This is a genomic window from Glycomyces sp. MUSA5-2, assembly GCF_037034145.1.
GTDB lineage: Bacteria > Actinomycetota > Actinomycetes > Mycobacteriales > Micromonosporaceae > Glycomyces > Glycomyces artemisiae.
Genome location: NZ_JBAGKG010000002.1, coordinates 858,871 through 881,833, shown reverse-complemented (window position 1 = coordinate 881,833; position 22,963 = coordinate 858,871). Strand labels below are relative to the sequence as shown.

The window sequence follows — 22,963 nt, the reverse complement described above, 5'->3', positions numbered from 1 at the left end:
GCGGGGGCGGTCGGTTCCCTGAGATCATAGAGACAGGGTGCGACATGCCCTCCGGCGTCCGGTCATCGAACGGCGAGCCGTTCGAGGAGGGCGAGCAGCTCGGAGGCGGCGACGGGGTCGAGGCCGCGCGGGGCGGGGTCGTCCGCGGACTCGCCCGTGCTGAGCCGCACCGCCTTCAGTGTCTGATGCGGCTCGGCGCCGGGCGCGGCCGGGTCGATGCCGGGCGCGAGGCCGAGCAGGAGGAACCCGTCGCCGGGCAGCTCGCGCTTGAGGCCGAGCGGCTCGCCGGGGTCGGAGAACGCGTCGCTGTAGCTCCACAGGGTGCGCGAGCGCCACAGCCCGATGAGGGGCCCGACGGGGACGCTGCGCCCTTCGAAGCGGGCGAGGCGGCCGGTCGCGGCCTCCTCGGGGGTGAGGGCCACGACGGGGCGCGCGAGCTGCTCGAACGGCTGCACCAGTTCGTAGTCGGCGAAGACCTCGGCCCACGCGGCGGTCTCGGCGCCGAGGAGGAGCGGGTGCGGCAGGCGTACCGCGGACCGCTCGGGCAGGCGGCGGCCGTTGTCGTGGACGTCGGCGAACGTGCCGTCCTCGGCCACCCGGAACGAGGTCCACTCGCGGCCCTCGGTGTACTGCCACACCACGCGGCGGGCGAGGTGGCGCATGAGGGCGTGGCGCGCGAAGTACCGCTCGAAGTCGGCGCGCGCCCACACCCGGCCCGCGGTCATGGCCCGCTCCAGACGCTTGACCTGCTCGGTGCCCACGGACTTCAGGCTGCGCTTGAGCCGGTCGAACCGGGCCGCGGCGTCGGCCGCGGCCTCGGGGTCGTCGTCCGCGTCGGGCTTCGGGAGGCTCTTGCGCACCTTGCCCTTCGGGTCGATCACGAAGGGCTTGAGCTGATCGTCGAAGCCGACGGTGAACGCGCGCGGCCCGAAGTCGAGGGCCATGCGGCCGTCGGCGTCGAGCTCGAAGTCCGGCACGAGCCGGTCGAGCAGCTGCTCCTCGTCGAGCCCGAGTCGGGCCGCGATCCGGTCGACTTCGGCGAGCGCGGCCTTCTTCAGTCCCTTGTAGCCGGAGGTGCGGGAGATGCGGTGGACCGCGGCAAGGGCTTCTTCAGTGCCGACGGCGCCGAGCAGTTCGAGGCCGCGCACGGCGCGCTTGTGGAGGCTCCGGCCCGGCCACTCGTGGATCAGCGCTTCGAGGCGCCGCACGCCGTCGTCGTCGGCGAAGCGCGCGAGCTGCGCGAACGCCCAGGGGTTGCCGCGGTCGGCGGCGAGGTCCCAGGCGGTGAACACGGCCCAGGAGAGGTCGCGGAGGCTCGCGGCGTCGCAGTGCGCGATCGCCGCGTCGACGGCGGGGTGCGGGGACTTCGGGGTGTCGAGGGCGAGCGCGGCGATGAGGTTCGCGACGGCGGCCTGCGGGAGGCGGGCCTTGCGGCCCTTGAGGAGCACGGGCGCGGCGGCGCACATCGCGGTCCAGGCCGGGGCGGCCTTGCGGCTGCGCGGCGTCTCGGCGAGGGCCGCAGGGACATCGGCGGTCTCGGGCGGGAGGCCGCGGCGTTCCAGGAGGGCGTCGATGCGGTCGCGGTCGGCTTCGTCGAGGGCGTCGCGGGCGGGTCCGTGCAGGAGCGGCTTGGACTCGATGAGGCCCGTGAGGCGGGTCAGGTCGTCGCGGTCGAGACCGGGGGCGTCGGCGGCGATGACGCGGAGGGTGCGCACGGGGAAGCGGTCGGCGACGGTCTGGAGGGCGTCCCAGGTGCGGCGCTCGGCGATGCCGCCGGTGAAGTACCTGACGGTGGCGTCGTCGGGGATCGCGGCGAGGACGCCGGAGAGGAGGTCGCGCTGGTCGGTGTCGAGCCCGGCGAGGTCGTCGGCGGCGGCGAGGAGCGGCGCGCAGTCGGGGCCGACGCCGTCGAGGAGCGTGAAGACGACGCCCGCGTCCACTTCATAGGCCGAGAGGCGGATGATGCCGGAGGCCGCGATCTGGTCCATCGAGGACACGCTCTGGAGGAGCATCCGGTTGTACCCGGCGCGAAAACGCCAGCCGGGCTGTTCGGCGCAGGTCAGGTCGACCCAGTCGGTGCGCGTGGGCACCGCGTAGGCGCGGGCGCGGCGCTGGACGCGGTCGCGCCCTTGGGTTTCGAGGGCCGCTTCGACGGCCCGGTACTCGTCCTCGGGGAGGGTCGCGAGGTGGACGCGGAGGCGCTGGAGCTCGGTGACGAGGTTCCGGTACGGGGCGGTCGGCGGGTCGTCGGGGGCGCGGGTGACGGCGAGGGGGCCTTCGGCGCGGGCGCGCCAGTCGCCTGCGCCGCTGTGGATGCGGGTCTCGATCCGCAGCGTGTAGTACTCCAGGAGGGCCGTGGCGGCGAAGACGGCGCCGTGCTCGCCGAGCCAGGCGTCGTACTGGCTGTACTCGCGGTCGCGCCAGAACGGGGTGCCGACGGCGACGTCGACGAGGAACGCGGCGGCCGCGCCGAGCGGGTCGGGGGCGCCGTCGAGGTAGGCGCGGAGCGCGGCGGTGACCTCGGGGTCGCCGGTCGGCTCGTCGGCGGCGGTGACCTCGGGGTCGCCGGTCGGCTCGTCGGCGGCGGTGTCGAGGGGGTCGCGGCGCTCGTCGACGCCGATATGGCGCCACCACTCGGTCTGGCCCTCGCGGATCGCGAAGGGGCGGGCCGCGCGCCCGCCGCGGCGCGGGAGGGCCGCGGCGAGCTGCTCGGGGGTGAGCGCGAAGGCGCGCTCGTCGGGGAGGTCCACGGTCAGTCCTTCGCGGTGACCCGGGTGAGGGCCGCGAGGACCTCGGAGGCGGTCACCGGGTCGATGTCGGTGGGGTGGTCGGGGTCCGGGTCCTTGGCGGTGGCGGACCACCAGTAGTTCTCGGTCGCCATGATGCGCACGCCCGAGAGGGTCTGGACCGGGTTCTCGGCGATCATGCCGACCCAGATGCCCGGGTCGAGGGCGACGGTGACGAATCCGCCCGCGGGGAGCGGGAAGTGGATGCCGGGCTCGACACCGCCGTCCTCGGGCGCGGCGCGCTGCCAGCCCTTGCTCGTGAGGCCGAGGAGCTTCCCGACCTCGACTTTCGCGCCCTCGAAGCGGGTCAGGCGGCCGGTCGCCAGCTCCTCCTCGGTGAAGGCGAGCACGGGTCGGGAGAGCTGCTCGAAGGGCTGCAGGATCTCGTAGTCGGCGAAGATCCCGGCCCAGTCCGCGGCCCGCACCCCCATGCGGACGGGGTGGTCGAGGCGGATCACGGCGTCGTCGGGGAGGTCGAACGCGTTGTCCTCGACGTCGGTGTAGGAGCGGTCCTCGGCGACGCGGAACGCGGTCGAGGCCCCGTTCGCCTCGGCGGACCAGACGAGGCGGCGCGCGAGGTGCCAGGTGAGCGGGTGGTTGACGTAGTAGCGCTCGAACTCGTCGCGGGTCCAGGTGCGGCCGTGGATCATCGCCGCTTCGAGGCGCTGCACCTGGTCGGCGGCGACCGTGCGCAGCTCCTTCTTGAGGAGCGCGAACCGCTTGTACGCGGCGTCGGCCTTCTCGGCGTCGTCCTTCGCGCCGGGCTTGGGGAGGGACTTGCGGGGCTTGCCGGCGTCGTCGGTGACGAACGGCTTCAGCTGCTCGTCGAACACGACGGTGAACGTGCGCGGCCCGTAGTCGAGGACGAGCGCGCCCGCGTCGCCGAGGCCGAAATCGGGGAGGAGCCGGTCGGCGAGCTGCTCGCGGGTCAGGCCCAGGCCCTCCGCGATGGCCGCGATCTGGACGCGCGCCTCCTCCTTGAGCGCCTTGAACTTCACCTTCTCGGCGATCCCCTGGATGGCGCGCAGCGCCTCCTCGGAGCCGATCGCGCCGAGCACGCCGAGGCCGTTGACGGCCCGCTTGTGCTGGGCCTGGCCGGGCCATTCCCGCACGAGCGGGGCGAGGAGGCGCACGGTGTCGTCGTCGGCGAAGTGGGCGAGCTGGGTGAGCGCCCAGCCGTCCTTGGAAGGCGCGCCCGAGGAGAGCCACAAGCGGAACAGGCCGCGGCTGAAGCGGGTCAGCGACGCGCGGTCGCAGGCCACGGCGGCCACGTCGAGACCGGCGTAGGGGTACTCCGGGGTGGACAGTGCGAGGACGGTGATCAGGTGGCGCACCGAGTCGCCCGGGAGCGCGCGGTCCCCCGCGGCGGTGAGGACCTGCGGCAGCAGCCGCGGGGCGGCCCACGCGGCCGGCTTGGGGACCTTGACGCCGCGCGGCTCCAGCGGGTCGCCGTCGAGGAGTTCGCGGATCGCCTGCGCCGCTTCGGGACCGTACGGCTCGGCGGCCGCCGCGACCGCGTCCGCGCCGCACAGGACCGCCAGGTACCACAGGGCGCCTTCGGCGTTGCCGCGCAGCTTCTTGTCCGCGCCGAGCGCGTCGGGGACGAGCAGGGCCGCGCCCGCGGCGCCGTGGCGCTCGAACCAGGCGACGGCGCTCGCGCGGGCGCCCTTGAGGCGCGCGAACCAGTCGGCGGCGATCCGGGCGCCCTCGACGGTTCGCATCGGCACGAGCGCCTCGTGGTAGGTCGGGTTGGCGCGCAAGGCGGTCGCGAGGCCGTCCGCGGCGAGCGGGCCGAAGCGGGCGGCGATGACCTTGAGGTCACCGGTCGAGTAAGGCGCGAACGCGCCGTCCCAGTGTTCGAGGGCCTGGAGCGCGAACGACATGGGCGCGTAGGTGAGCACGGAGCTGTAGTGGACGCGCGCGCCGCCGCGGCCGAGGCCGCGCTTGACGAACTTCGCCCAGTCCTTGTCGGTGTACCCGCGGAAGTAGTCGTACCCGGGCTTGCTCCACAGGTCGCGCTGGCCCTCGGCCCACACGAAGCGGGGCTCCTCCCGAGACTCCAGGCCCGCGATGACGGCGGGCTTGCGCTTGGCGCGCTTGACGGTCCACGGCGGGGCGGTCAGCAGCGGCGGCAGGTCGGCGGGGTCGGCGTCCGGGATCGGCGAGGGGGCGAGGAGGTCGGCGATGACGGTCGCGTCGTCGCCTTCGAGGGCGCCGCGGGCGGCGTTCGTCGCGTCGTCGGCGAGCGCCGCGAGGCGCGGGCGCAGCTCGGGGGCGCCGATGCGGGCCGCGGCGGCCACTGAGCGCAGCACGCGACCGGGGAAGCGGGCGGCGGCCGCGGCGGCGGCTTCGAACACGTAGGACTCGTCGAGGCGGCCGATGAGGTGGTCCATGGCCTCATCGGAGGGCAGGCGCCCGATCGCGTCGAGGATGAGCCGCCGGTCGGCGGCGTCGATCTGCTGGCGCGATGTCGCGGCCAGGACCGGGAGCGCGTCGGTCCCGAGGTTGTCGAGGAGCGCCGCGGCGACGTCCCGGTTGAACGCCCACGGTTCGAGCCTGGAGACGCCTGCGGCCGTGAGGAGGTCGAGGCGGTCGACGCTCATGCACAGGAGCATGTGCGCGGCGGCGTCGCCGGTCCCCTTGTGCTCGCGGCACACTTCCTCGGCCCAGTCGGCCTGCTCGGGCATGACGATCGTGGCGACGAAGCGCGCGACGGGGTCGGTGCGGGTGAGGTCGAGCGCGGCGGCGGCCGCGTCATACTCGGCGTCGTCGGCGGCGGCGAGGAGCCCGCGCAGGACCCTGAAGGACCTGGTGTACTCCCACCGGAGGATCCCGAGCTCGTGGATGTTCTTGCGGCGGACCTGGCGCTCCCGGACGGTGTGCGGCTTGTTCCAGCGGCCCGACGCGTTCCAGGCGTGGAGGACGAGGCTGTGCGCGCATGCGGCGGTCGCGAACGCGAGGCCGTGGTCGTGGACCCAGGCGTCGAGTTCGGGGCGGAGCGTCGAGTCGCGCTTGACCTCCAGCGCGAGCAGCGTGGAGAGGACGGCTGCGCCCTCGGGGTCGGGGTCGCCGTCGAGGTGGCGCAGGCCCGCAGCGGCGAAGTCCGAGTTGTAGGGCTGGGCCAGGGTGTACCGGAGGTCCGCGTCGCTGGAGCCGATCCGGCCGCGGACCCGCTTGGAGGCGTCGGCGTCGAGGACGGGCGGCTCGCCGGTACGCACGCCGCGGCGCGGCGGCAGGTCGGCGAGCCAGGCGGCGGGGATCTCAAGGCGGTCTGCGGAAGTCATGGGTCTGTCCTTCATGGTCGGGAGCCGGTGAGGCGGGCGAGGGCGCCGAGGGCCTCGGCGGCGGCGACGGGGTCGATGGGGCCGGTCGGCGGCACGGGGTCGCCGCCGAAGGTCTCCAGGTCGGCGAGGTGCGCGGAGGCGATCGTCTGGGTCGGGTGCTCGGCGGCGTAGCCGAGGTCGATGCCGGGCGTGATGTGGAGGACGAGGAAGCAGCGGCTCGCGAGCGGGTAGGTGAACCCGGGGACGAGTCCGCCGTCGCCGGGGTGGGCGCGGTGCCAGCCGCGCCGGGCGAGGCCGAGGAGGCGGCCGGTGTCCACTGCGGCGCCTTCGAACCGCGCGAGGCGGCCGGTGGTCAGCTCCTCGTCGGTGAAGGCGGCCACGGGCCGGGCGAGCTGGTCGAAGGGCTGGAGGATCTCGTAGTCGGCGAGGACCTCGGCCCACCGGTCGGCGGCGTCGCCGAGGAGCGCCGGGTGGGCGAGGCGCACCGAAGCCCCTGCGGGGAGGTCGAACGCGTCGTCGTCGAGGTCGCTGAACGTGCCGTCCTCGGCGATGCGGAACGCGGCGTCGTCGGCGAGCCACACGAGGCGGCGGACGAGGTGCCCGGTGAGGGCGTGGCCCACGAGGTGGCGGCGGAACTCCTCCGCGTCCCAGGTGCGGCCCTCGACCATCGCGGCTTCGAGGCGGTTCACCTGCTCTTTGGCGACGGACTTGAGCTCCTTGCGCAGGGCCTGGAAGCGCCGGTAGGCGTCGTCGGCGACGGTGGCGTCGTCCTTCGCGCCGGGCTTGGGGAGGCTCTTCCGGGCCTTCCCGCCCTCGTCGATCACGAAGGGCCGCAACTGCTCGTCAAAGGCGACGGTGAAGGTCCGGGTCCCGTAGTCGACGGTGCGGACCGCGTCGTCGCCGAGCCCGAAGTCCGGCACGAGCCGGTCGGCGAGCTGCTCGCGCGAGAGGCCGAGTTCGGCGGCGATCCGGTTGATCTGCTCCATGGCCTCGTACATGAGGGCCTTGAACTGGACCTTGTCGGCGGTGGTCTGGATGGCGCGCAGCGCTTCTTCGGAGCCGATCGCGCCGAGCACGCCGAGGCCCGTGACCGCGCGCTTGTGCTGGCCGTCGCCGGGCCAGGCGCGCAGGCGGTCCGCGAGGAGCCACACGGTCGCGTCCTCGGCGAAGTGCGCGAGCTGCGTGAGCGCCCATTGGTCCTTCGGGGGCGCGCCGACGGCGAGCCACTGCTCGAAGACCGCGCGCCCGAAGCGCGCGAGGGACGCCCGGTCGCAGGTCTCGGCGACCACGTCGAGGCCCGGGTAGGGGTACTCGGGGGTCGCCAGCGCGAGGACGGTGAGCAGGTGCCGCACGGCGTCCTCGGGCAGCGCCCGGTCGCCTCCCTTGAGGAGGACCTGCGGGAACATGACCGGCACGGCCCACGGGCCGGGCTTGGGAACTTTGACGCCGCGCGGTTCGAGGGGATCGCCGTCGAAGAGTGCCGCGATCCCTGCGACCGCCTCGGGCCCATAGGGTTCTGCCGCGGCGACGACCGCCCTGTCCCCCAGGCGGACCGCCAGGTGGAACAAGGCGGTCTCGGCGTACTTGCGCCGGTCCTTGTCGGCGCCGAGGGCGTCGGGGACGAGGAACCGGGCGGCGGCGGGGCCGTGGCGCTCGAACCAGGTCGCGGCGCGGGCGCGGTCGGACTTGCGGCGGGTGTACCGCTCGGCGACGAAGCGGGCGGCGCCGAGGCTGCGCACGGGGGCGAGGACCTCGTCGAAGTCGCAGTACTCGGCGGCTTGGACGGCCTTGTCGATCGCGGTGGGGCCGTAGCGGGCGAGGATCGCGAGGATCTCGTTCTCACTGGGTTCGGCGTCGGACGCGAGCCAGCGCGCGTACAGCGGTTCGGCGGCGTCGGGAGGTCCGAAGGCGAGTACCCCGGACACGATGTGGCGGAAGCCGCCCGCGGTGATGCGGCGGGCCCTCCGGCGCCAGGACTCGGCCGACTCCGCGTCGTCCGCGAAGGAGGCGATGAGATCGAGCCAGCGTTCCCGCTCGCCGTCCTTCCAGGCGAGGTGCGGTTCGCCGACGGGCTCCAGGTCGAGGACGGTGCGGGTCGGCTTGCGGCGCTTGCGGGTCCAGGGCGGAGCGGTGAGCAGGGGCGGCAGGTCGGCTGGGTCGGCGTCGGGGACGGTCCGCTGCGCGAGTCCCGCGACGGCGGTGCGCTCGTCGTCGGTGAGGCCGTCGAGGGGCCCGGCCGCGGCGGCGACCGCGGCGAGGCGGCCGCGCTGCCCGGGTGCGGCGCCGGGGGCCGCTGCGGCGACGGCGCGCAGGACGGGGCCGGGGTGACGGCGGGCGCCTTCGACGGCGCCGTCGAAGGCGTGGGGCTCGTCGAGCTGCTCGACGAGGTGGACGGCGCCCGCGGGGAGCAGGGCGAGGCCCTTGGCGAGGAGACGGCGGTTCTCGGCGCTGACGTACCAGCGGGAGCCGAAGGTGCGGGAGAGGAGGCCGACGGCCTTGTCCCCCATCGTGTCCACGGCGGCGGCGATGTGCTCGGCGGTGAGGAAGTACTCCTCGAACTTGTGGATGCGGGCGGCCTTGAGGTGGGCGGGTTCGGACACGAAGTGGTACAGGAACCGGTCGGTGGCGCCGGAGGAGCGGTGCTCGTCGTACTCGTCGCAGACCTCGGCGGTCCAGTCCGCCTCGTCGGGGAGGAGCAGCGAGGCGGCGAGACGCTGCGAGGGTCCGACGCGGTGCTCGGCGGCGGCCGCGACGACGGCTTTGTACTCGTCGTCGGTGGCGGCGGCGAGGTGCGCGCGGAGGTCGGCGATGATTCCGTTGTCCATGTCGCGGTGGAGGGACCGGTAGTCGTGCCAGCGGGCGTCGGTGAGGTGCAGGTGCCGCATGTGGGGGCGCTCGTCCTCGTCGTAGTACCCGAACAGCTGCACCGCATGGCGTTCGATGACCGCGCTCACGGTCCAGGGGAGGTCGTGGGCGACGAGCCAGGCGTCGAGTTCGAGGCGGGTCCACTCGTCGGCGGTGTGCGGGCCGACGTGCCGCAGCAGCTCCCCGGCGGCGACGGCGCCCGCGATGTCCGGTGCGCCCGAGAGGTAGTCGCCGATCGGCTGGCGGTGGCGGCGGTTGCGCTTCATGTGGAGGATCTGCGCGAGGAGGTCGGCGTGGACCTCGAACCGCTCGGCGAGGAGGTCGGGGGCGTCGGGGTCCGGGACGGTCGGCGTCCCGGGGCGCGTTCCGCGGCGCGGGAGGAGCTTCGCGGCCCAGGCCGCGGGGAGGTCGGGAGCAGTCATCTCGTCTTTCCGGGATGGGGGGTGCCGCCCCGAGGATACGGTCCGGGTGCGACACCCCTTGCAGGTGAGCGGGTCAGGAGCGGCCGGTCAGGCGGGCCAGGGAGCCGAGGACCTCGGCGGCGGTGACGGCGTCGATGTTCGTGGGGTGCTTGCGCTTCGCGTACTGCTCGTCCGACCACCAGTACTGCTCGGTGTCGGTGAGGTGCACGCCGCGGAGGGTCTGCTCGGGGGTCTCGCCGATCGCGCCGACGTAGATGCCGTGGTCGAGTTCGATCGTGACGAAGCCGCCGTTCGGGAGCTTGTAGGCGAGGCCCGGTTCGACGCCGCCGTCCTCGGGGGAGGCCCGCCACCAGCCGCGCTTGGTCATGCCGAGGAGGCGCCCGACCTCGACCTTCGCGCCTTCGAAGCGGGTGAGGCGGCCGGTCGCCAGCTCTTCGTCAGTGAAGGCGAGCACGGGCCGGTCGAGCTGGTCGAAGGGCTGCAGGATCTCGTAGTCGGCGAGGATCTCGGCCCACGCGGCGACCTGGTCCCCCAGGTGGACGGGGTGGGCGACGCGGATCGCGGCATCGGCGGGGAGGTCGATGGTCTCGTCCTCTGCGTCGCTGAAGGAGCCGTCCTCGGCGATGCGGAATCCGGTGAAGACTCCGCCGGTCTCGGCGGTCCACACCAGACGGCTCGCGAGGTGCCGCGTGAGCGCGTGGTCGACGAAGAACCGGCGGAACTCCTCCGGGGTCCACGAGCGGGTGGAGACCATGGCCGCTTCGAGGCGCGCGATCTGGTCGGTGGCGACTGCCCGCAGCTCCTTCTTCAAAGCGGTGAACCGCTGGTACGCGGCGGTCGCCAGGTCCGGGTCGTCCTTCGCGCCGGGCTTGGGGAGGACCTTGCGGGGCTTGCCGTCCTCGTCGGTGACGAACGGCTTCAGGGCCTCGTCGAACGCGACGGTGAACTTCCGCGTCCCGTAGTCGAGGACGAGTGCGGCGTCCTCGCCGAGCCCGAAGTCCGGCACGAGCCGGTCGGCGAGCTGCTCGCGGGAGAGCCCGAGGTCGGCGGCGATGCGCTCGATCTGTCGGCCCGCTTCTTCCTTGAGCGCCTTGAACTTGACGCGGTCGGCGATGACCTGGATGGCGCGCAGGGCCTCCTCGGAGCCGAGCGCGCCGAGCACGGCCAGGCCGGTGACGGCGCGCTTGTGCTGCGACTGGCCGGGCCATTCGCGGATGAGCGGGGCGAGCGCCCACACCGTCTCGTCCTCGCCGAAGTGCGCGAGCTGCGTGAGCGCCCACTGGTCCTTCGGGGGCGCGCCGATCGACAGCCAAAGCTGGAACACGGCGCGGCCGAAGCGCGCGAGGGACGCCCGGTCGCAGGCGTCGGCGACCACGTCGAGGCCCGGGTAGGGGTACTCGGGGGTCGCGAGCGCGAGGACGGTGAGCAGGTGGCGCACCGACTCGGACGGGAGGGCCTTGCCGTTCTTGAGGAGCACCTGCGGGAGGGTCGCCGGGGAGGCCCACGCGCCGGGCTTGGGGAGCTTGACGCCGCGGGGTTCGAGGGGGTCGCCGTCGAGGAGGGCCGCAATCGCCTGGGCCGCTTCGGGTCCGAAGGGCTCGGCCGCGGCGGCGGTCTCGGCGACGTCGAAGCGCATGGCGAGGTGGAGGAGCGCCGTCTCGGCGTAGCGGCGCAGCTTCTTGTCGGTGCCGAGGGCGTCGGGCACGAGGTAGGGGACGGCGGCGAGGCCGTGGCGCGCGAACCACTGCGCGGCCGAGGCGCGGGCGGACTTGAGGCGGTCGAGGCGCTCGGCGGCGAGGCGGGCGGCGGAGAGGCCGAGGACCGGGCCGGGCAGACGCAGGAAGGTCGGGTCCTTGCGCGCGGCGGCGACGGCGTGCCCGGCGACGCGCTCGCCGTAGCGGGCGAGGATGCGCAGGACGGTGTACTCGTAGCCGTAGTAGTCCTTGTTCAGCCACCGGTGCAGGTGCGGTTCGGCCTTGGCGGGGTCGCCGAAGGCGAGGAACGACTCGATCTGCCAGTCGTAGGTGTCGGGGCCGGGCTCGGTCCAGTCCTCGTACGCGCCTTCGTAGTCCCAGCTCTCCTTGAGGCCGAGCCACTCCTCCTGCTCGCCCGGGGCCCAGGCGAGCGTGATCCCCGCGGGGGCTTCGAGGCCCTCGATGACGACGGGCTTGGCCTTGGCGCGCTTGACGGTCCACGGCGGGGCGACCAGGAGCGGCGGCAGGTCGGCGGCGTCCGCTTCGGGGGCGCGGCCGTTCTCGGCCAGGAGCGCGTCGAGGGCGGCGCGGCCGGCCTCGTCGAGGAAGGCCCGGTCGGCCTCGGGGACGAGAGACGCGAGGGCGATGAGGCGGAAGCGGGCGTCGCCGGTGGTGCGCCCGGCGCGGGCGAGGACGGTGCGCAGGGCGCGCTGCGGGAAGCGCGCGGCGGCCTCGGCTGCGGGCTCGAACACGTGGGGTTCGTGGAGGCGCTTGACGAGGAGGTCCATGGCCGCGTCGGAGGGGATCGCGGCGACGGCCCGGTAGAGGGTCTTGCGGAACTCGGCTGGCAGGTGGCCGCTCTGGCTCAGCGTGTGCTCGATGATCGGGAGCGCCCCGGTGCCGAGGCCGGTGAGGAGCGCGGCGACTGCGGCCGTGTCGGTGTAGTACTCGTTGAGGACGGTGATCCCGCCCGCGACGAGTTGGCCTGGGGCGCTGACGGAGTGGAGCATGATGGCGTCGCACCAGCCGTAGGAGCGGACCTGCGCGTACTCGGGCATGGCCTCGTCGGCCCACGCGGTCTCGTCGGGCAGGAGGATCGCGGCGGCGATGCGCTTGAGGGGCGTGTCGCGGACGGGCGCGACTGCGGCGACCACGTCGGCGTACTCGGCGTCGGGCAGGTCGGCGAGGACCGAGCGGATGGCGGCGAGGCCGCCCTGCTCGTGCTCGTGCATGAGGGGGCTCATGTAGTCGAAGTGGACGGGCACGAGGACGCGGTGCTCGTATCCGTTGCCGCTGCTGGAGCGCTGGTGGACGGCGAGGCGCTCGACGGCGGCGGCCACGGCGAACGGGAGGCCGTGCTCGGCGGTCCAGCCGTCGAACTCGGGGCGCAGCCAGGAGTCCGAGTGGCGGCTGTGGGCGTCGCACATGAGGGCGGCGACCGCGGCGGCGCCGCGCGGGTCGGCCTTCCCGGCGAGGAACGCCTCCGCGGCGTCCACGTGGTCGGCGTTGTCGGTGCGGGCCAGGGCGAGTCGGACCTTGGGGGCGCGGGCGTCGATCTTGCGGCGCAGCTTCTCCCCCGCTTCGGCGTCGAGGACCACGGGCTTCCCGGTGCGGCGGCCGCGCCGCGACATGGGGCGCGCGCCCCAGCCGGAGGGCAGTTCGAGCGAGTCTTCTTGGGGGGCAACGTGTTCAGTCATGCGCGTCCTTCGAGCGACCGGGGTTGGAAGCACCGAGACTATGCGGCGGGTGCGACAGCGGCCCTCGAACAGGGCGCCACGTGGGGATCTTGCGTGGAACGGGGAGGTGAACTAGGCTCGATGCGTCCCATTCATCGGCATACCGTCCCGTTCATCGGGACTTCCGTCCTGGGAGGACCCCTTGACCGACTCCACGTTCCTCGACTTCACCAGCGCCGCAGAGACCTCCGCTGCGAACGAGCGGTACTTCAGCGCGCTGCGGCGCGGCGAGGCGAGCACCGACCGCATCGCGTCGGTCCGGATCTCGGCGGCGACGCTGCCGCTCAAGGGCGCGATCAGCGACGCGAAAGTGCTGACCGGACGCCAGAAGCCGCTGCGCGACGTCGCGTTCCTGTTCGCGGAGATCCGCACCGAGGCCGGGCTTGAAGGCGTCGGTTTCAGCTACTCGAAGCGCGCGGGCGGCGCGGGCCAGTTCGCGCACGCGCGCGAGGTCGCGCCCGAGCTGATCGGCGAGGACCCCAGCGACATCCAGCGGATCTGGACGAAGCTGGTGTGGGCGGGCGCGTCGGTCGGGCGCTCCGGCCTTGCAGTGCAGGCGGTCGCGGCGTTCGACATCGCCCTGTGGGACCTCAAGGCCAAGCGCGCCGGGCTGCCGCTCGCGAAGCTCCTTGGAGCCCACCGCGACTCGGTGGCCTGCTACAACACCTCGGGCGGGTTCCTGTCCTCCTCCATCGAGGAAGTGATCGAGAACGCGCAGGCGACGGCGGCGAGCGGGATCGGCGGCGTCAAGATCAAAGTGGGGCAGCCGGACACGAAGCTGGACCTGCGGCGCGTGGCGGCCGTCAAGGAGGCGATCGGCGACCGGATCGACCTCATGGTCGACGCGAACCAGCAGTGGAACCGCAGCACGGCGGTGCGCATGGGCCGGGCGTTCGAGGAGTTCGACCTGACGTGGATCGAGGAGCCCCTCGACGCGTACGACGCGGAGGGCCACGCCGACCTCGCCCGCGAGCTGGCGACGCCGATCGCCACGGGCGAGATGCTCACCTCCGTGGCCGAGCACGCCGAGCTGATCCGGCACCGCGGGGCCGACTTCATCCAGCCGGACGCGCCGCGCGTCGGCGGCATCACGCCGTTCCTGAAGATCATGGCGCTCGGCGAGGCCGCGCACCTGCGCATGGCCCCGCACTACGTCATGGAGCTGCACCTGCACCTCGCGGCGGCCTACGAGCACGACCCGTGGGTGGAGCACTTCGACTGGCTGGAGCCGCTGTTCAACGAGCGCCTGGAGACCGAGGGCGGGCGGATGCTCGTCCCGGCCCGCCCCGGCATCGGGGTGAGCCTGAGCGAGCAGGCGCGGGCCTGGACGACGGCGACCGAAGTCTTCGGCGCCTGACGCCGGACGGCCCGGCACGGCGACGTGCCGGGCCACTACGCTTGTGGACACCCGGCGCTCCCGCTTCGACGTGCGCCGCCAAGGACTGCGGAGGACCATCCCATGCCGCGCGCGGAGGCGCCCCCGAAAGGCTCGCTCGACCGGGCCCTGGAGATCTTCGACGTGCTCACGGTGCGCGGCGGGGCCACGACCGCGGAGCTGGTCGCGGCCACGGGCGCGTCCCGCAGCGCGGTCTACCGGCTGGTGGAGCGGCTCCAGGCCGCCGAGTACCTCGCGCACGCCGACGGCCGCTGGCGGCTCGGGCCCGCCGCGGCCCGCATGGCGATGGCGGCCGTGCAGCGCATGGACGTGTTCGCCGCGGCCCCGCCGCTCCTGCGCGACCTCGCGGCCCGGACCGGCGAGACCGTGAACCTCGGGGTCCTCTCGGGCGACGAGATCGTGTTCGTGTTCCGGGAGCTGGGCCGCCACGCCGTCCAGGTCCGGTCGGAGCTGGGCGCGCGAAGGCCGCTGCACGCCACCGCGGTCGGCAAGGCGTACCTGGCGGGCCTCGACCCCGAGCGGGCCCGGGCCCTCGTCGACGGCCTGGAACTGGCGAAGTTCACCGGCGAGACGATCACCGACCCCGCGCGCCTGCGCCGCGAGATCGAGGCGATCCGCCTCCGCGGCTGGTCCGAGGAGCGCGGCGAGTTCGACGCCTCCAGCACCTGCTTCGGCGCGCCCGTGCTCGACCAGGCCGGGGAGGTCGTCGGCTCGGTGTCCGTGGCCGGACCGACCTCGCGGATCGCGGACGCCGCCTTCGGGCCGCTCGTGGCCGAGGCCGCCGGGACGGTGTCCCGCCGGCTCGGATACGTCCGGCCCGAAGGCGTCTGACCGCATCAGTCCACCGCGGCCCGCTCGGTCTGCCTGGCGCGCACGGTCCGCAGGACCGGCACGACCACGACGGTGAGCACCAGGACCGCGACGAGCGTCCCCGAGACGGGGCGCTGCACGAACTCGGTGAGGTCGCCGCCGAACAGGCGCATCGACCGGCGGAACGAGGCCTCCAGGAGCGACCCGAGGACGAACGCGAGCACGAACGGCCCCGGCTCGAACCCGAGCTTGCGCATCCCGTAGCCGAGCAGCCCCAGCCCGATCATGAGCAGCATGTCGAAGGCGTTGTTGCGGATCGAGTACGCGCCGAGCATCGTGATCACGACCGTCAGCGGCGCGAGGATGCCCGGCCGCACCTTGAGCATCCGCACGAACACCCCGATGAGCGGGATGCTCAGCGCGAGCAGCAGGATGTTGCCGACGTACATCGAGTTGACGACGCCCCAGAACACGTCCGGGTGCTCGCTCATCAGGCCCGGCCCCGGCGTGATCCCCTGCAGCATCAGCGCGCCGAACAGGACCGCCATCGTCGCGTTCGCCGGGATGCCCAGCGTCAGCAGCGGGATGAACGAGGACGTCGCCGCCGCGTTGTTCGCCGACTCCGGCCCGGCCACGCCTTCGATGGCGCCCTTGCCGAACCGCGACGGCTCCTTCGCCACCCGCTTCTCGACCGCGTACGACACCAGCGACGACATCGTCGCGCCCCCGCCCGGCAGGATGCCGAGCACGAAGCCCGTCACCGAGCCGCGCAGGATCGCCATCCGCGAGCGCAGCCAGTGCAGTCGGCTCGGGATCGCGCGCCCGAACGACGGCACCGCGGGCTGGGGCCGGTCGCGGTGCTCCAGGTTGTACAGGATCTCGCCGACCCCGAAGAGCCCCATGGCGACGATCGTGAAGTCGATGCCGTCGGCGAGCTGGTCCGTGCCGAACGTGAACCGGGGCGTCCCCAGCAGCGGGTCGAGCCCGACCGTGGCGATGAGCAGGCCCAGCGCCGCCGCGGCGGCGCTCTTCCACAGCGAGCCGGAGCCGAGCGTGCCCACCAGGAAGATCCCGATGAGCGCCAGCACCGTGTACTCGGCCGGGCCGAACGCCAGCGCGGCGCCCGCGAGGGCGGGCGCGATGAACGTCAGCAGCAGGATCGAGGCGGTGCCGCCGATGAACGAGGCGATGGCGGCGACGCCGAGCGCGGGCCCGGCCTCGCCTTTGCGCGCGAGCGCGTGCCCGTCCAGAGCGGTGACCACTGTGGACGCCTCGCCGGGCATCCGCAGGAGCACCGAGGTGATCGTGCCGCCGTACTGGGCGCCGTAGAAGATCCCCGCGAGCATGATGACCGCGGCGGTCGGCTCCAGCGTGTACGTGATCGGCAGCAGGATCGCGATCGTCGCGGCCGGGCCGAGGCCCGGGAGCACGCCGATGAGCATCCCCACGGTGACGCCGATGAGGCAGAACAGGAGGTTCTGCGGCTCGAACGCCACCGCGAAGCCGGAGAGAACGGTTGAGAAGTCCATGGTCCGCTCCGGCTAGAACGCGATGATGTGCGGCAGCGGCACACCGAGTCCGAGGATGAACAGGGCGTACGCGACGGCGGTGGCGGACAGGGCGACCACGGCGCTCGTCAGCCACGACTCGCGGCTGAGGAACCGCAGCCACGCGAACAGCAGCAGTAGCGTCGGCAGCTCGAACCCGACGACCTCGAACAGCGAGGCGTAGACGGCGAGCGCGGCCGCGGCGGCGAGCACCGCGCCCGTCCCGCGCGTGAAGGACTCCGTGCGGTTCGCGGGTGCGGCCTCGAAGACCTTGGCGGACAAGGCGACCACCACGATCGCGACGCCGCACGCGACGAGGAGCGCGGCGACGACGAGCGGCCACAGGCCCGGCCCGGGGTCGGTGAGGCTGCCGAGCTTCAGGCCGAACGCGAGCCATGCCGCGAACGCGCCGAGCGCGATCGGCAGCGCCCCGGCGACGACGGCCTGCACGCGCCCGCCGGCCCGCGGCTCGTCGGCCCCCTCCTCCTGGGGCGCTTCGGCATCGGACATGACGGCCTCGCTCATGCGCCGTCGCCGAGCTGGAGTCCGGCGTCCTCGACCAGCGCGGCGTACTCGGCGGCGGCCTCCGAGAGGTGCGTCTTGGCCTCCAGGTTGTCGACCTCCCAGCGGTCCATGTAGTTGTCCTGGAGGAACTGCCCGTACTCGGCGCCCTCGCGGGCCTCCTCGAACGCGAGCGAGAGGACCCCGGCGGTCTCGTCCGGGACGTCGGCGGGGGCGACGATGAAGCGCCGCTGGTCCACGACCACGTCGAACCCGGCCTCGACGGCGGTCGGCACGTCCTGGAGGAACGGGCTGCGCTCCTCGGAGAACACCGCGATCGGGCGCAGTTCCCCGGCTTCGACCTGCGGCATCGTCTCGGCGAGCGAGGCGGACACGGCGTCGACCTCCTGCCCGAGGAGGGCGGTGACGGCGGAGGCGCCGCCGTCGAACGGCACGTCGGTGGCGTCGATCCCTGCGCCGGTGAACAGCAGCTGCGCCGAGAGCTGCGAGCCGGTGCCCACGCCGGTGGTCGCGTAGTTGACCGAGTCGGCGGCGAGCAGGTCCTCCAGGGTCTGGTACGGCGAGTCGGCGTGCACCACGAGGACGTACGCCTCGTTGGTGAGCGTCGTGATGATCCGCAGGTCGTCGATGACGACCGCCTCCGGGTCGTCGACGGCGAGCGGCGTGATCGCGAACAGCGACTTGACGGCCAGGGCGATCGAGTAGCCGTCGGCCTTGCCCGCCAGCAGCTCCTTGAGGCCGACGGCGCCGTTCGCGCCGGGCTTGTTGGTGACGGCGAGGGACTGGCCCAGGGGCTCTTCGGCGGCCTTGGCGATCGCGCGGCTGATGAGGTCGCCGGACCCGCCCGGGTCGAAGGGCACCATGAAGTCGACGGCTCGCTTCGGGAAGTCGCTCTCCGCCGCGTCGGCGCCGCCCTGGACCTGGCAGGCCGCGAGGGCGGCGAACGGGGAGACGGCGGCCGCGGCGAGCAGCCCGCGTCGGGGGAAGGGGTTCATGCGTTCTCGACTCCTCATTGAGTGTGTTCAGTTCGTAGGGACGGTGTCAGGCCAGGCAGGGGCGCTTCGGGTCGAAGGTCCAGCCGGGGACCAGGTACTGCATGGCCGCGGCGTCGTCGCGCGCGCCGAGGCCGTGCTTGAGGTAGAGCTCGTGCGCGGCCTCGACCTGGTCCAGGTCGAGGTCGACGCCGAGTCCGGGCGCGTCGGGCACCGGGATCCGCCCGTCGCGGATCTGCAAGGGCGCCTTGGTGAGGCGCTGGCCGTCCTGCCAGATCCAGTGGGTGTCGATCGCGGTGATCGCGCCGGGGGCGGCCGCGGCGGCGTGGGTGAACATCGCCAGCGACACGTCGAAGTGGTTGTTGGAGTGGGATCCCCAGGTGAGGCCCCACGCCTCGCAGAGCTGGGCGACGCGCACGGAGCCGGACAGGGTCCAGAAGTGCGGGTCGGCGAGGGGGATGTCGACGGCGCCGGCGCGCACGGCGTGGCCGAGTTCGCGCCAGTCGCAGGCGATCATGTTGGTGGCGGTGGGCATCCCGGTGGCGCGGCGGAACTCGGCCATGACTTCGCGTCCGGAGTACCCGCCCTCGGCTCCGCAGGGGTCCTCGGCGTAGGCAAGAATGCCGCTTAGGTTACGACACAGGGCAATTGCCGCTTCGAGGGACCAGGCCCCATTGGGGTCCAGGGTGATCCTGGCGTCGGGGAACCGCTCGGCGAGGGCGGTGACCGCGGCGGCCTCCTCGGGACCGGGGAGGACGCCGCCTTTGAGCTTGAAGTCGCGGAAGCCGTAGCGGTCGTAGGCGGCCTCGGCGAGCGCGACGACCGCGTCGGGGGTGAGGGCTTCCTTGTCGCGCAGGCGGAACCAGTCGTCAACGCCCTCGACACCGCTGTCGCCGTCGCGGTACGGGAGGTCGGTCTTCCCTTTGTCCCCGATGTAGAAGAGGTACCCGAGGACCGGCACGAAGTCCCGCTGGATCCCGTCTCCCAGCAGTGCCGCGGCCGGGACGTCGAGGAACTTCCCGAGCAGGTCGAGCAGGGCGGCTTCGAGGGCGGTCTCGGCGTGGACGGCGACGCGCTGGTCGAAGGTCTGGCGGCCGCGTCCGGCGGCGTCGCGGTCGGCGAACGTGCGCCTGACGTCGGTGAGGATCGCGTTCCAGGTGCCGATGGGCTTGCCGACCACCAGTGCGCGCGCGTCCTCGATGGTGTCGGCGATGGCCTGCCCGCCGGGGACCTCGCCGACGCCGGTGGCGCCGGAGTCGTCGGTGAGGATCACGAGGTTGCGGGTGAAGAACGGGCCGTGTGCGCCGGACAGGTTGAGCAGCATGGAGTCCCGCCCCGCGACGGGGACGACGCGGAGGCCCGTGACGACGGGGGTGCTCACCGCAGCTCCTCCGGGAGGAGTCCGGCCGGGAAGTCCTGGTAGGCGACGGGACGCAGGAACCGGTCGATCGCGAGCGTGCCCACGGAGGTGGTGCGGGCGTCGGTGGTCGCGGGGAACGGCCCGCCGTGGACCGTCGCCTCGCCGACCGCGACCCCGGTGGGCCAGCCGCCGTGGACGATCCGCCCGGCGAGCAGTTCGAGCCGCGGCACGAGCCGGGCGGCCTCCTCGGCGTCCCCGTCTCCAGTGTGGAGTGTGGCGGTGAGCTGGCCGTCGAGGACGTCGATGATCCGGTGCGTCTCCACTTCCGAGTCGATCGCGACCACGAGCGACGTCGCCCCGAAGATCTCCTCGCGCAAAGCGGGCTCGGCGAGGAACGTGGCGGCGTCGGTGCGGTACAGCGCGGCGGCGGGCTCGCCGGTCCCCTGGGCGACGAGTTCGGTCCCGGGGAGGGCGGCGAGGCGCTCGCGGCCGGTCTCGTAGGCGGCGCGGATGCCGTCGGTGAGCATGGGCTGCGCGGGCGTCTCCGCGAACGAAGCCGCAGCGGTCTTGAGGAACGCGTCGAGCCCGTTCCCGGTGCGCGCGAACACGAGTCCGGGGTTCGTGCAGAACTGCCCCGAGCCGAGGACCGCGGAGGCGGCGAAGCCGCGGGCGAGCCCTTCGGCGTCATCGGCGAGCGCGCCGGGCAGGAGGAACACGGGGTTGACGCTCGACATCTCGGCGTAGACCGGGATCGGCACGGGCCGCGCGGCGGCGGTCGCGGCGATGGCGAGCCCGGCGGCGCGCGAGCCGGTGAACGCGACGGCCTTGATCCCGGGGTGGGCGACGAGCGCCTGGCCGAGGGTGCGGCCGGGGCCGAACAGGAGCGTGAAGACCCCTTCGGGCAGGCCGTGCTCCTTCACCGCTGCCTGGATCGCGTCGCCGACGAGCCGCGACGTGTCCGGGTGCGCCTCATGGGCTTTGACGACGACGGGCGCGCCCGCGGCCAGCGCGGCGGCGGTGTCGCCTCCGGCCGCGGAGAACGCCAGCGGGAAGTTGCTGGCGCCGAACACGGCGACCGGCCCGAGCGGCACGTGCCGCAGGCGCAGGTCGGGCTCGCCCGGTGCGGTGCGGGGCCGATTCCAGGCGGGGTCTTCGAGGAGCCGGGCGAACATGCGGAGCTGGTTGCAGGTGCGGCCGCGCTCGTTCTCGGCGCGGGCGACCGGCAGGTGCGTCTCGCGGTGCACGGTCTCCGGCAGGTCGGGGATGGCCTCGATGCGGTCGGCGATCGAGTCGAGGAACGCGGCGCGGACGCGCGGGGCGGTCTGCCGGTAGGCGCCGAACGCGGTCGTTGCGGCGGCGACGGCCTGGTCGACTTCGGGGAACGTGCTCATGCAGCGGCCTTCCCGATCAGTGCGGCGAGCGCGGCGAACTCGTCGTCCCGCAGCTCGGTCAATGGCGGTCGGACGGGCCCGGCGCTCCGTCCGACCGCGCGCATCCCGGCCTTGACGATCGAGACGGCATAGCCCTTACCGAGATTGCGGATCTCCAGGTAAGGGAGCACGAATTCGCGCAGACGCCGATACACCTCGGCGGAGTTCTGCGCCCGCACGTCCTCATAGAAGGCGAGCGCGAACTCGGGAACGAAGTTGAAGATCGCCGAGGAGTAGGTGGTGACCCCGAGCTGGAGGTAAGGAAGCGCGAACGTTTCCGCAGTAGGAAGACCGCCGATGTACAGCAGCCGGTCGCCCAGGGTGGCGTACAGCCGGGTCATGAACTCGATGTCCCCCACGCCGTCCTTGAACCCGATGAGGTTTGGGCACGCGTCGGCAAGGCGCGCAACGGTGTCGACCCCGTACACCGCATTGGCGCGGTGGTAGACGATGACGCCCAGCGAAGTGGCGTCGCAGACGGCCTTCACGTGCGCGAACAGCCCGTTCTGCCCGGCCTCGGTCAGATACGGCGGGAACAGCAGCACCGCGTCCGCACCGGCCTCCTCGGCGTCCTTCGCGAAGGCGGCGGCCTGCGCGGTGCCGAGTCCGGCGGGGGCGACGATCGGGACGGCCCCGGCCGATTCCTTCACGGCGGCCCGCACGACCTGCGCGGTCTCCGCGGCGGTCAGCGAGAAGAACTCGCCGGTGCCGCCCGCGGCGAACAGTCCGGCGGCCGGGAACGACGCCAGGTGCGACAGGTTCTCGCGGTACGCGGCCTCGTCGAACGACAGGTCGTCGCGGAAGTGCGTCACCGGGAAGGACAGCAGTCCGGAACCGAGGGCCGTCTGGATCTCCGCGGGGGCGAATCGGGTCATTCGGGGGGAACTCCTGTGGTCGTAGGGATGGGACGACCCTAAAAGCGGTTCCCATACCCGTCAAACACCGTTTGGACATCACCCGATACCTTCAAGGCATGACCGAAGGCAGCTACACCCTCGACCAGCTCCGCGGCTTCGTCGCCGTCGCCGAAGAGGGCCATTTCGGGCGCGCGGCCACCCGCCTCCACATGACCCAGCCGCCCCTGAGCCGCCAGGTCCAGCGCCTGGAGCGGACGATCGGCTTCGAACTGTTCACCCGCAACTCGACCGGCGCCGACCTCACCCCCGCAGGCCGCGTGTTCCTGGAAGAGGCCCGCCGTCTCCTGACCTCCGTCGACATGGCCCCGCTGCGAGCCCGCCGAGTAGCGGCGGGAACGGCCGGAACGATCAGGATCGGCTTCACGGCCGTCTCCGCGCTGACGGTCCTCGGCGAGTGGATAAAGACGGCAGCCGCGGAACTCCCCGAAGTCGACCTGGTCCTCAGCGAGATGGTCACCCACGCGCAGCTCGACGCGCTCCTCGCCGGGGAGATCGAAGTGGGCCTGGTCCGCCAGGTCCCCCGCTCTGAGATCCTCGACGCCCGCCTGGTCTCGACCGACACCCTGGTCCTGGCCGCCCCGAAGGAGCACCCGCTCACCCGCCTCGGCCGCGCCCCCGCGCTCGCCGACATCGCCGAGCACGACGTGGTGACCTACTCCCCCAGCGAGGCCTGGTACTTCTACGAACTCGTCGTGGCCGCCTTCCGCAACGCGAACGTCAAGCCCCGCTACGTGCAGCACATCAGTCAGGTCCACACCGTCGCCGCCGTCGTCAACGCCGGTCTCGGAGTGGCCCTCGTCCCCAGCTCCGCCGCGACCCTCGCGCTCCCCAACCTCGAATTCCTCACCATCCCGGACATGCCCCGAGACACCGTGGAACTCTTCTGCACCTGGAGAACAGCCCACACCAACCCAGCACTGGCCGCCCTCCTCGACCGCGTTTGAGCACACAATCCGCGAACCGGCCATCGCCCCAGCGCGGCCGCCATCGGGGCCGTTGATGTGCGATCCTCATGTAACTCAGGTTGCCAAGCGAGGGACGAGGGATGTGGACTTCTTGATTGCGGCATGGCGTCGAGTGCGGCCCCAGATTGCCGCTATTGCGTTGTGCGCCATGATGATGTACGGCTACTACCTTGCCGGCAACCACGAGCCGGATGCAATCCTCAGGGGGTTCTTGGGCACTGCTCTGGTCGGAGTCCC

General features: G+C 73.1%; 13 protein-coding genes. 3 read left to right on the top strand and 10 right to left on the bottom strand.

The window, feature by feature from the left end; genetic code table 11:
• Window positions 1-62: 62 nt before the first annotated feature.
• From WA640_RS09650 to WA640_RS09635, 4 genes are all read right to left on the bottom strand, one after another.
• On the bottom strand, window positions 63-2,750 hold the full coding sequence (locus WA640_RS09650) for a DUF4132 domain-containing protein (protein ID WP_335987430.1): 2,688 nt from the start codon (window positions 2,748-2,750) through the stop codon (window positions 63-65).
• A 2-nt stretch (window positions 2,751-2,752) separates the two neighbouring features.
• Window positions 2,753-6,070: a DUF4132 domain-containing protein gene (locus WA640_RS09645; protein WP_335987429.1), complete on the bottom strand. Its 3,318-nt coding sequence runs from the start codon at window positions 6,068-6,070 to the stop codon at window positions 2,753-2,755.
• A gap of 11 nt (window positions 6,071-6,081) precedes the next feature.
• Window positions 6,082-9,357 (bottom strand): DUF4132 domain-containing protein, encoded by a 3,276-nt coding sequence (locus WA640_RS09640; protein ID WP_335987428.1) that lies wholly within the window; start codon window positions 9,355-9,357, stop codon window positions 6,082-6,084.
• A gap of 73 nt (window positions 9,358-9,430) precedes the next feature.
• Window positions 9,431-12,748, bottom strand: coding sequence for a DUF4132 domain-containing protein (locus WA640_RS09635; protein ID WP_335987427.1), 3,318 nt, complete (start codon window positions 12,746-12,748; stop codon window positions 9,431-9,433).
• 256 nt (window positions 12,749-13,004) lie between these two features.
• Between WA640_RS09635 and WA640_RS09630 the strand changes: the two genes are divergently transcribed.
• Window positions 13,005-14,144: an L-talarate/galactarate dehydratase gene (locus WA640_RS09630; protein WP_442904724.1), complete on the top strand. Its 1,140-nt coding sequence runs from the start codon at window positions 13,005-13,007 to the stop codon at window positions 14,142-14,144.
• 102 nt (window positions 14,145-14,246) lie between these two features.
• Complete coding sequence (locus WA640_RS09625) at window positions 14,247-15,014, top strand: IclR family transcriptional regulator (protein ID WP_335987425.1); 768 nt, start codon at window positions 14,247-14,249, stop codon at window positions 15,012-15,014.
• 5 nt (window positions 15,015-15,019) lie between these two features.
• On the opposite strand, the gene WA640_RS09620 is transcribed toward WA640_RS09625, so the two are convergent.
• From WA640_RS09620 to kdgD, 6 genes are read right to left on the bottom strand one after another with little or no spacing between them, the layout of a single operon-like run.
• The gene (locus WA640_RS09620) at window positions 15,020-16,522 is read right to left on the bottom strand and encodes a tripartite tricarboxylate transporter permease (protein WP_335987424.1); all 1,503 of its coding nucleotides are present in this window, start codon (window positions 16,520-16,522) and stop codon (window positions 15,020-15,022) included.
• A 12-nt stretch (window positions 16,523-16,534) separates the two neighbouring features.
• A complete protein-coding gene (locus WA640_RS09615) occupies window positions 16,535-17,065 on the bottom strand; it encodes a tripartite tricarboxylate transporter TctB family protein (protein WP_335987422.1) in 531 nt (176 codons plus the stop codon).
• Window positions 17,062-18,057: a Bug family tripartite tricarboxylate transporter substrate binding protein gene (locus WA640_RS09610; protein ID WP_335987421.1), complete on the bottom strand. Its 996-nt coding sequence runs from the start codon at window positions 18,055-18,057 to the stop codon at window positions 17,062-17,064. Before WA640_RS09610 ends, WA640_RS09615 begins: the two co-directional genes overlap by 4 nt.
• A 46-nt stretch (window positions 18,058-18,103) precedes the next feature.
• Window positions 18,104-19,378 carry an enolase C-terminal domain-like protein gene (locus WA640_RS09605; RefSeq protein WP_442904723.1) on the bottom strand — a complete coding sequence of 425 codons (1,275 nt, stop codon included), beginning with the start codon at window positions 19,376-19,378 and terminating at the stop codon, window positions 18,104-18,106.
• A gap of 53 nt (window positions 19,379-19,431) precedes the next feature.
• Window positions 19,432-20,805, bottom strand: a complete 1,374-nt coding sequence (locus WA640_RS09600; RefSeq protein WP_335987419.1) for an aldehyde dehydrogenase (NADP(+)) — start codon at window positions 20,803-20,805, stop codon at window positions 19,432-19,434.
• Window positions 20,802-21,719, bottom strand: a complete 918-nt coding sequence (gene kdgD, locus WA640_RS09595) for a 5-dehydro-4-deoxyglucarate dehydratase (protein WP_335987418.1) — start codon at window positions 21,717-21,719, stop codon at window positions 20,802-20,804. The genes WA640_RS09600 and kdgD overlap by 4 nt, the downstream gene beginning before the upstream one ends.
• Before the next feature lie 98 nt (window positions 21,720-21,817).
• On the opposite strand from kdgD, the gene WA640_RS09590 reads away from it, so the two are divergent.
• Window positions 21,818-22,705, top strand: a complete 888-nt coding sequence (locus WA640_RS09590; protein ID WP_335987417.1) for a LysR family transcriptional regulator — start codon at window positions 21,818-21,820, stop codon at window positions 22,703-22,705.
• The last annotated feature ends 258 nt before the right edge of the window (window positions 22,706-22,963 follow it).

Coding starts and splice junctions, on each gene's coding strand:
- kdgD (WP_335987418.1), bottom strand. CDS start 21,719: ATGACCCGATTCGCCCCCGCGGAGATCCAGACGGCCCTCGGTTCCGGA.
- WA640_RS09615 (WP_335987422.1), bottom strand. CDS start 17,065: ATGAGCGAGGCCGTCATGTCCGATGCCGAAGCGCCCCAGGAGGAGGGG.
- WA640_RS09590 (WP_335987417.1), top strand. CDS start 21,818: ATGACCGAAGGCAGCTACACCCTCGACCAGCTCCGCGGCTTCGTCGCC.
- WA640_RS09640 (WP_335987428.1), bottom strand. CDS start 9,357: ATGACTGCTCCCGACCTCCCCGCGGCCTGGGCCGCGAAGCTCCTCCCG.
- WA640_RS09600 (WP_335987419.1), bottom strand. CDS start 20,805: ATGAGCACGTTCCCCGAAGTCGACCAGGCCGTCGCCGCCGCAACGACC.
- WA640_RS09645 (WP_335987429.1), bottom strand. CDS start 6,070: ATGACTTCCGCAGACCGCCTTGAGATCCCCGCCGCCTGGCTCGCCGAC.
- WA640_RS09605 (WP_442904723.1), bottom strand. CDS start 19,378: ATGCTGCTCAACCTGTCCGGCGCACACGGCCCGTTCTTCACCCGCAAC.
- WA640_RS09635 (WP_335987427.1), bottom strand. CDS start 12,748: ATGACTGAACACGTTGCCCCCCAAGAAGACTCGCTCGAACTGCCCTCC.
- WA640_RS09620 (WP_335987424.1), bottom strand. CDS start 16,522: ATGGACTTCTCAACCGTTCTCTCCGGCTTCGCGGTGGCGTTCGAGCCG.
- WA640_RS09625 (WP_335987425.1), top strand. CDS start 14,247: ATGCCGCGCGCGGAGGCGCCCCCGAAAGGCTCGCTCGACCGGGCCCTG.
- WA640_RS09610 (WP_335987421.1), bottom strand. CDS start 18,057: ATGAACCCCTTCCCCCGACGCGGGCTGCTCGCCGCGGCCGCCGTCTCC.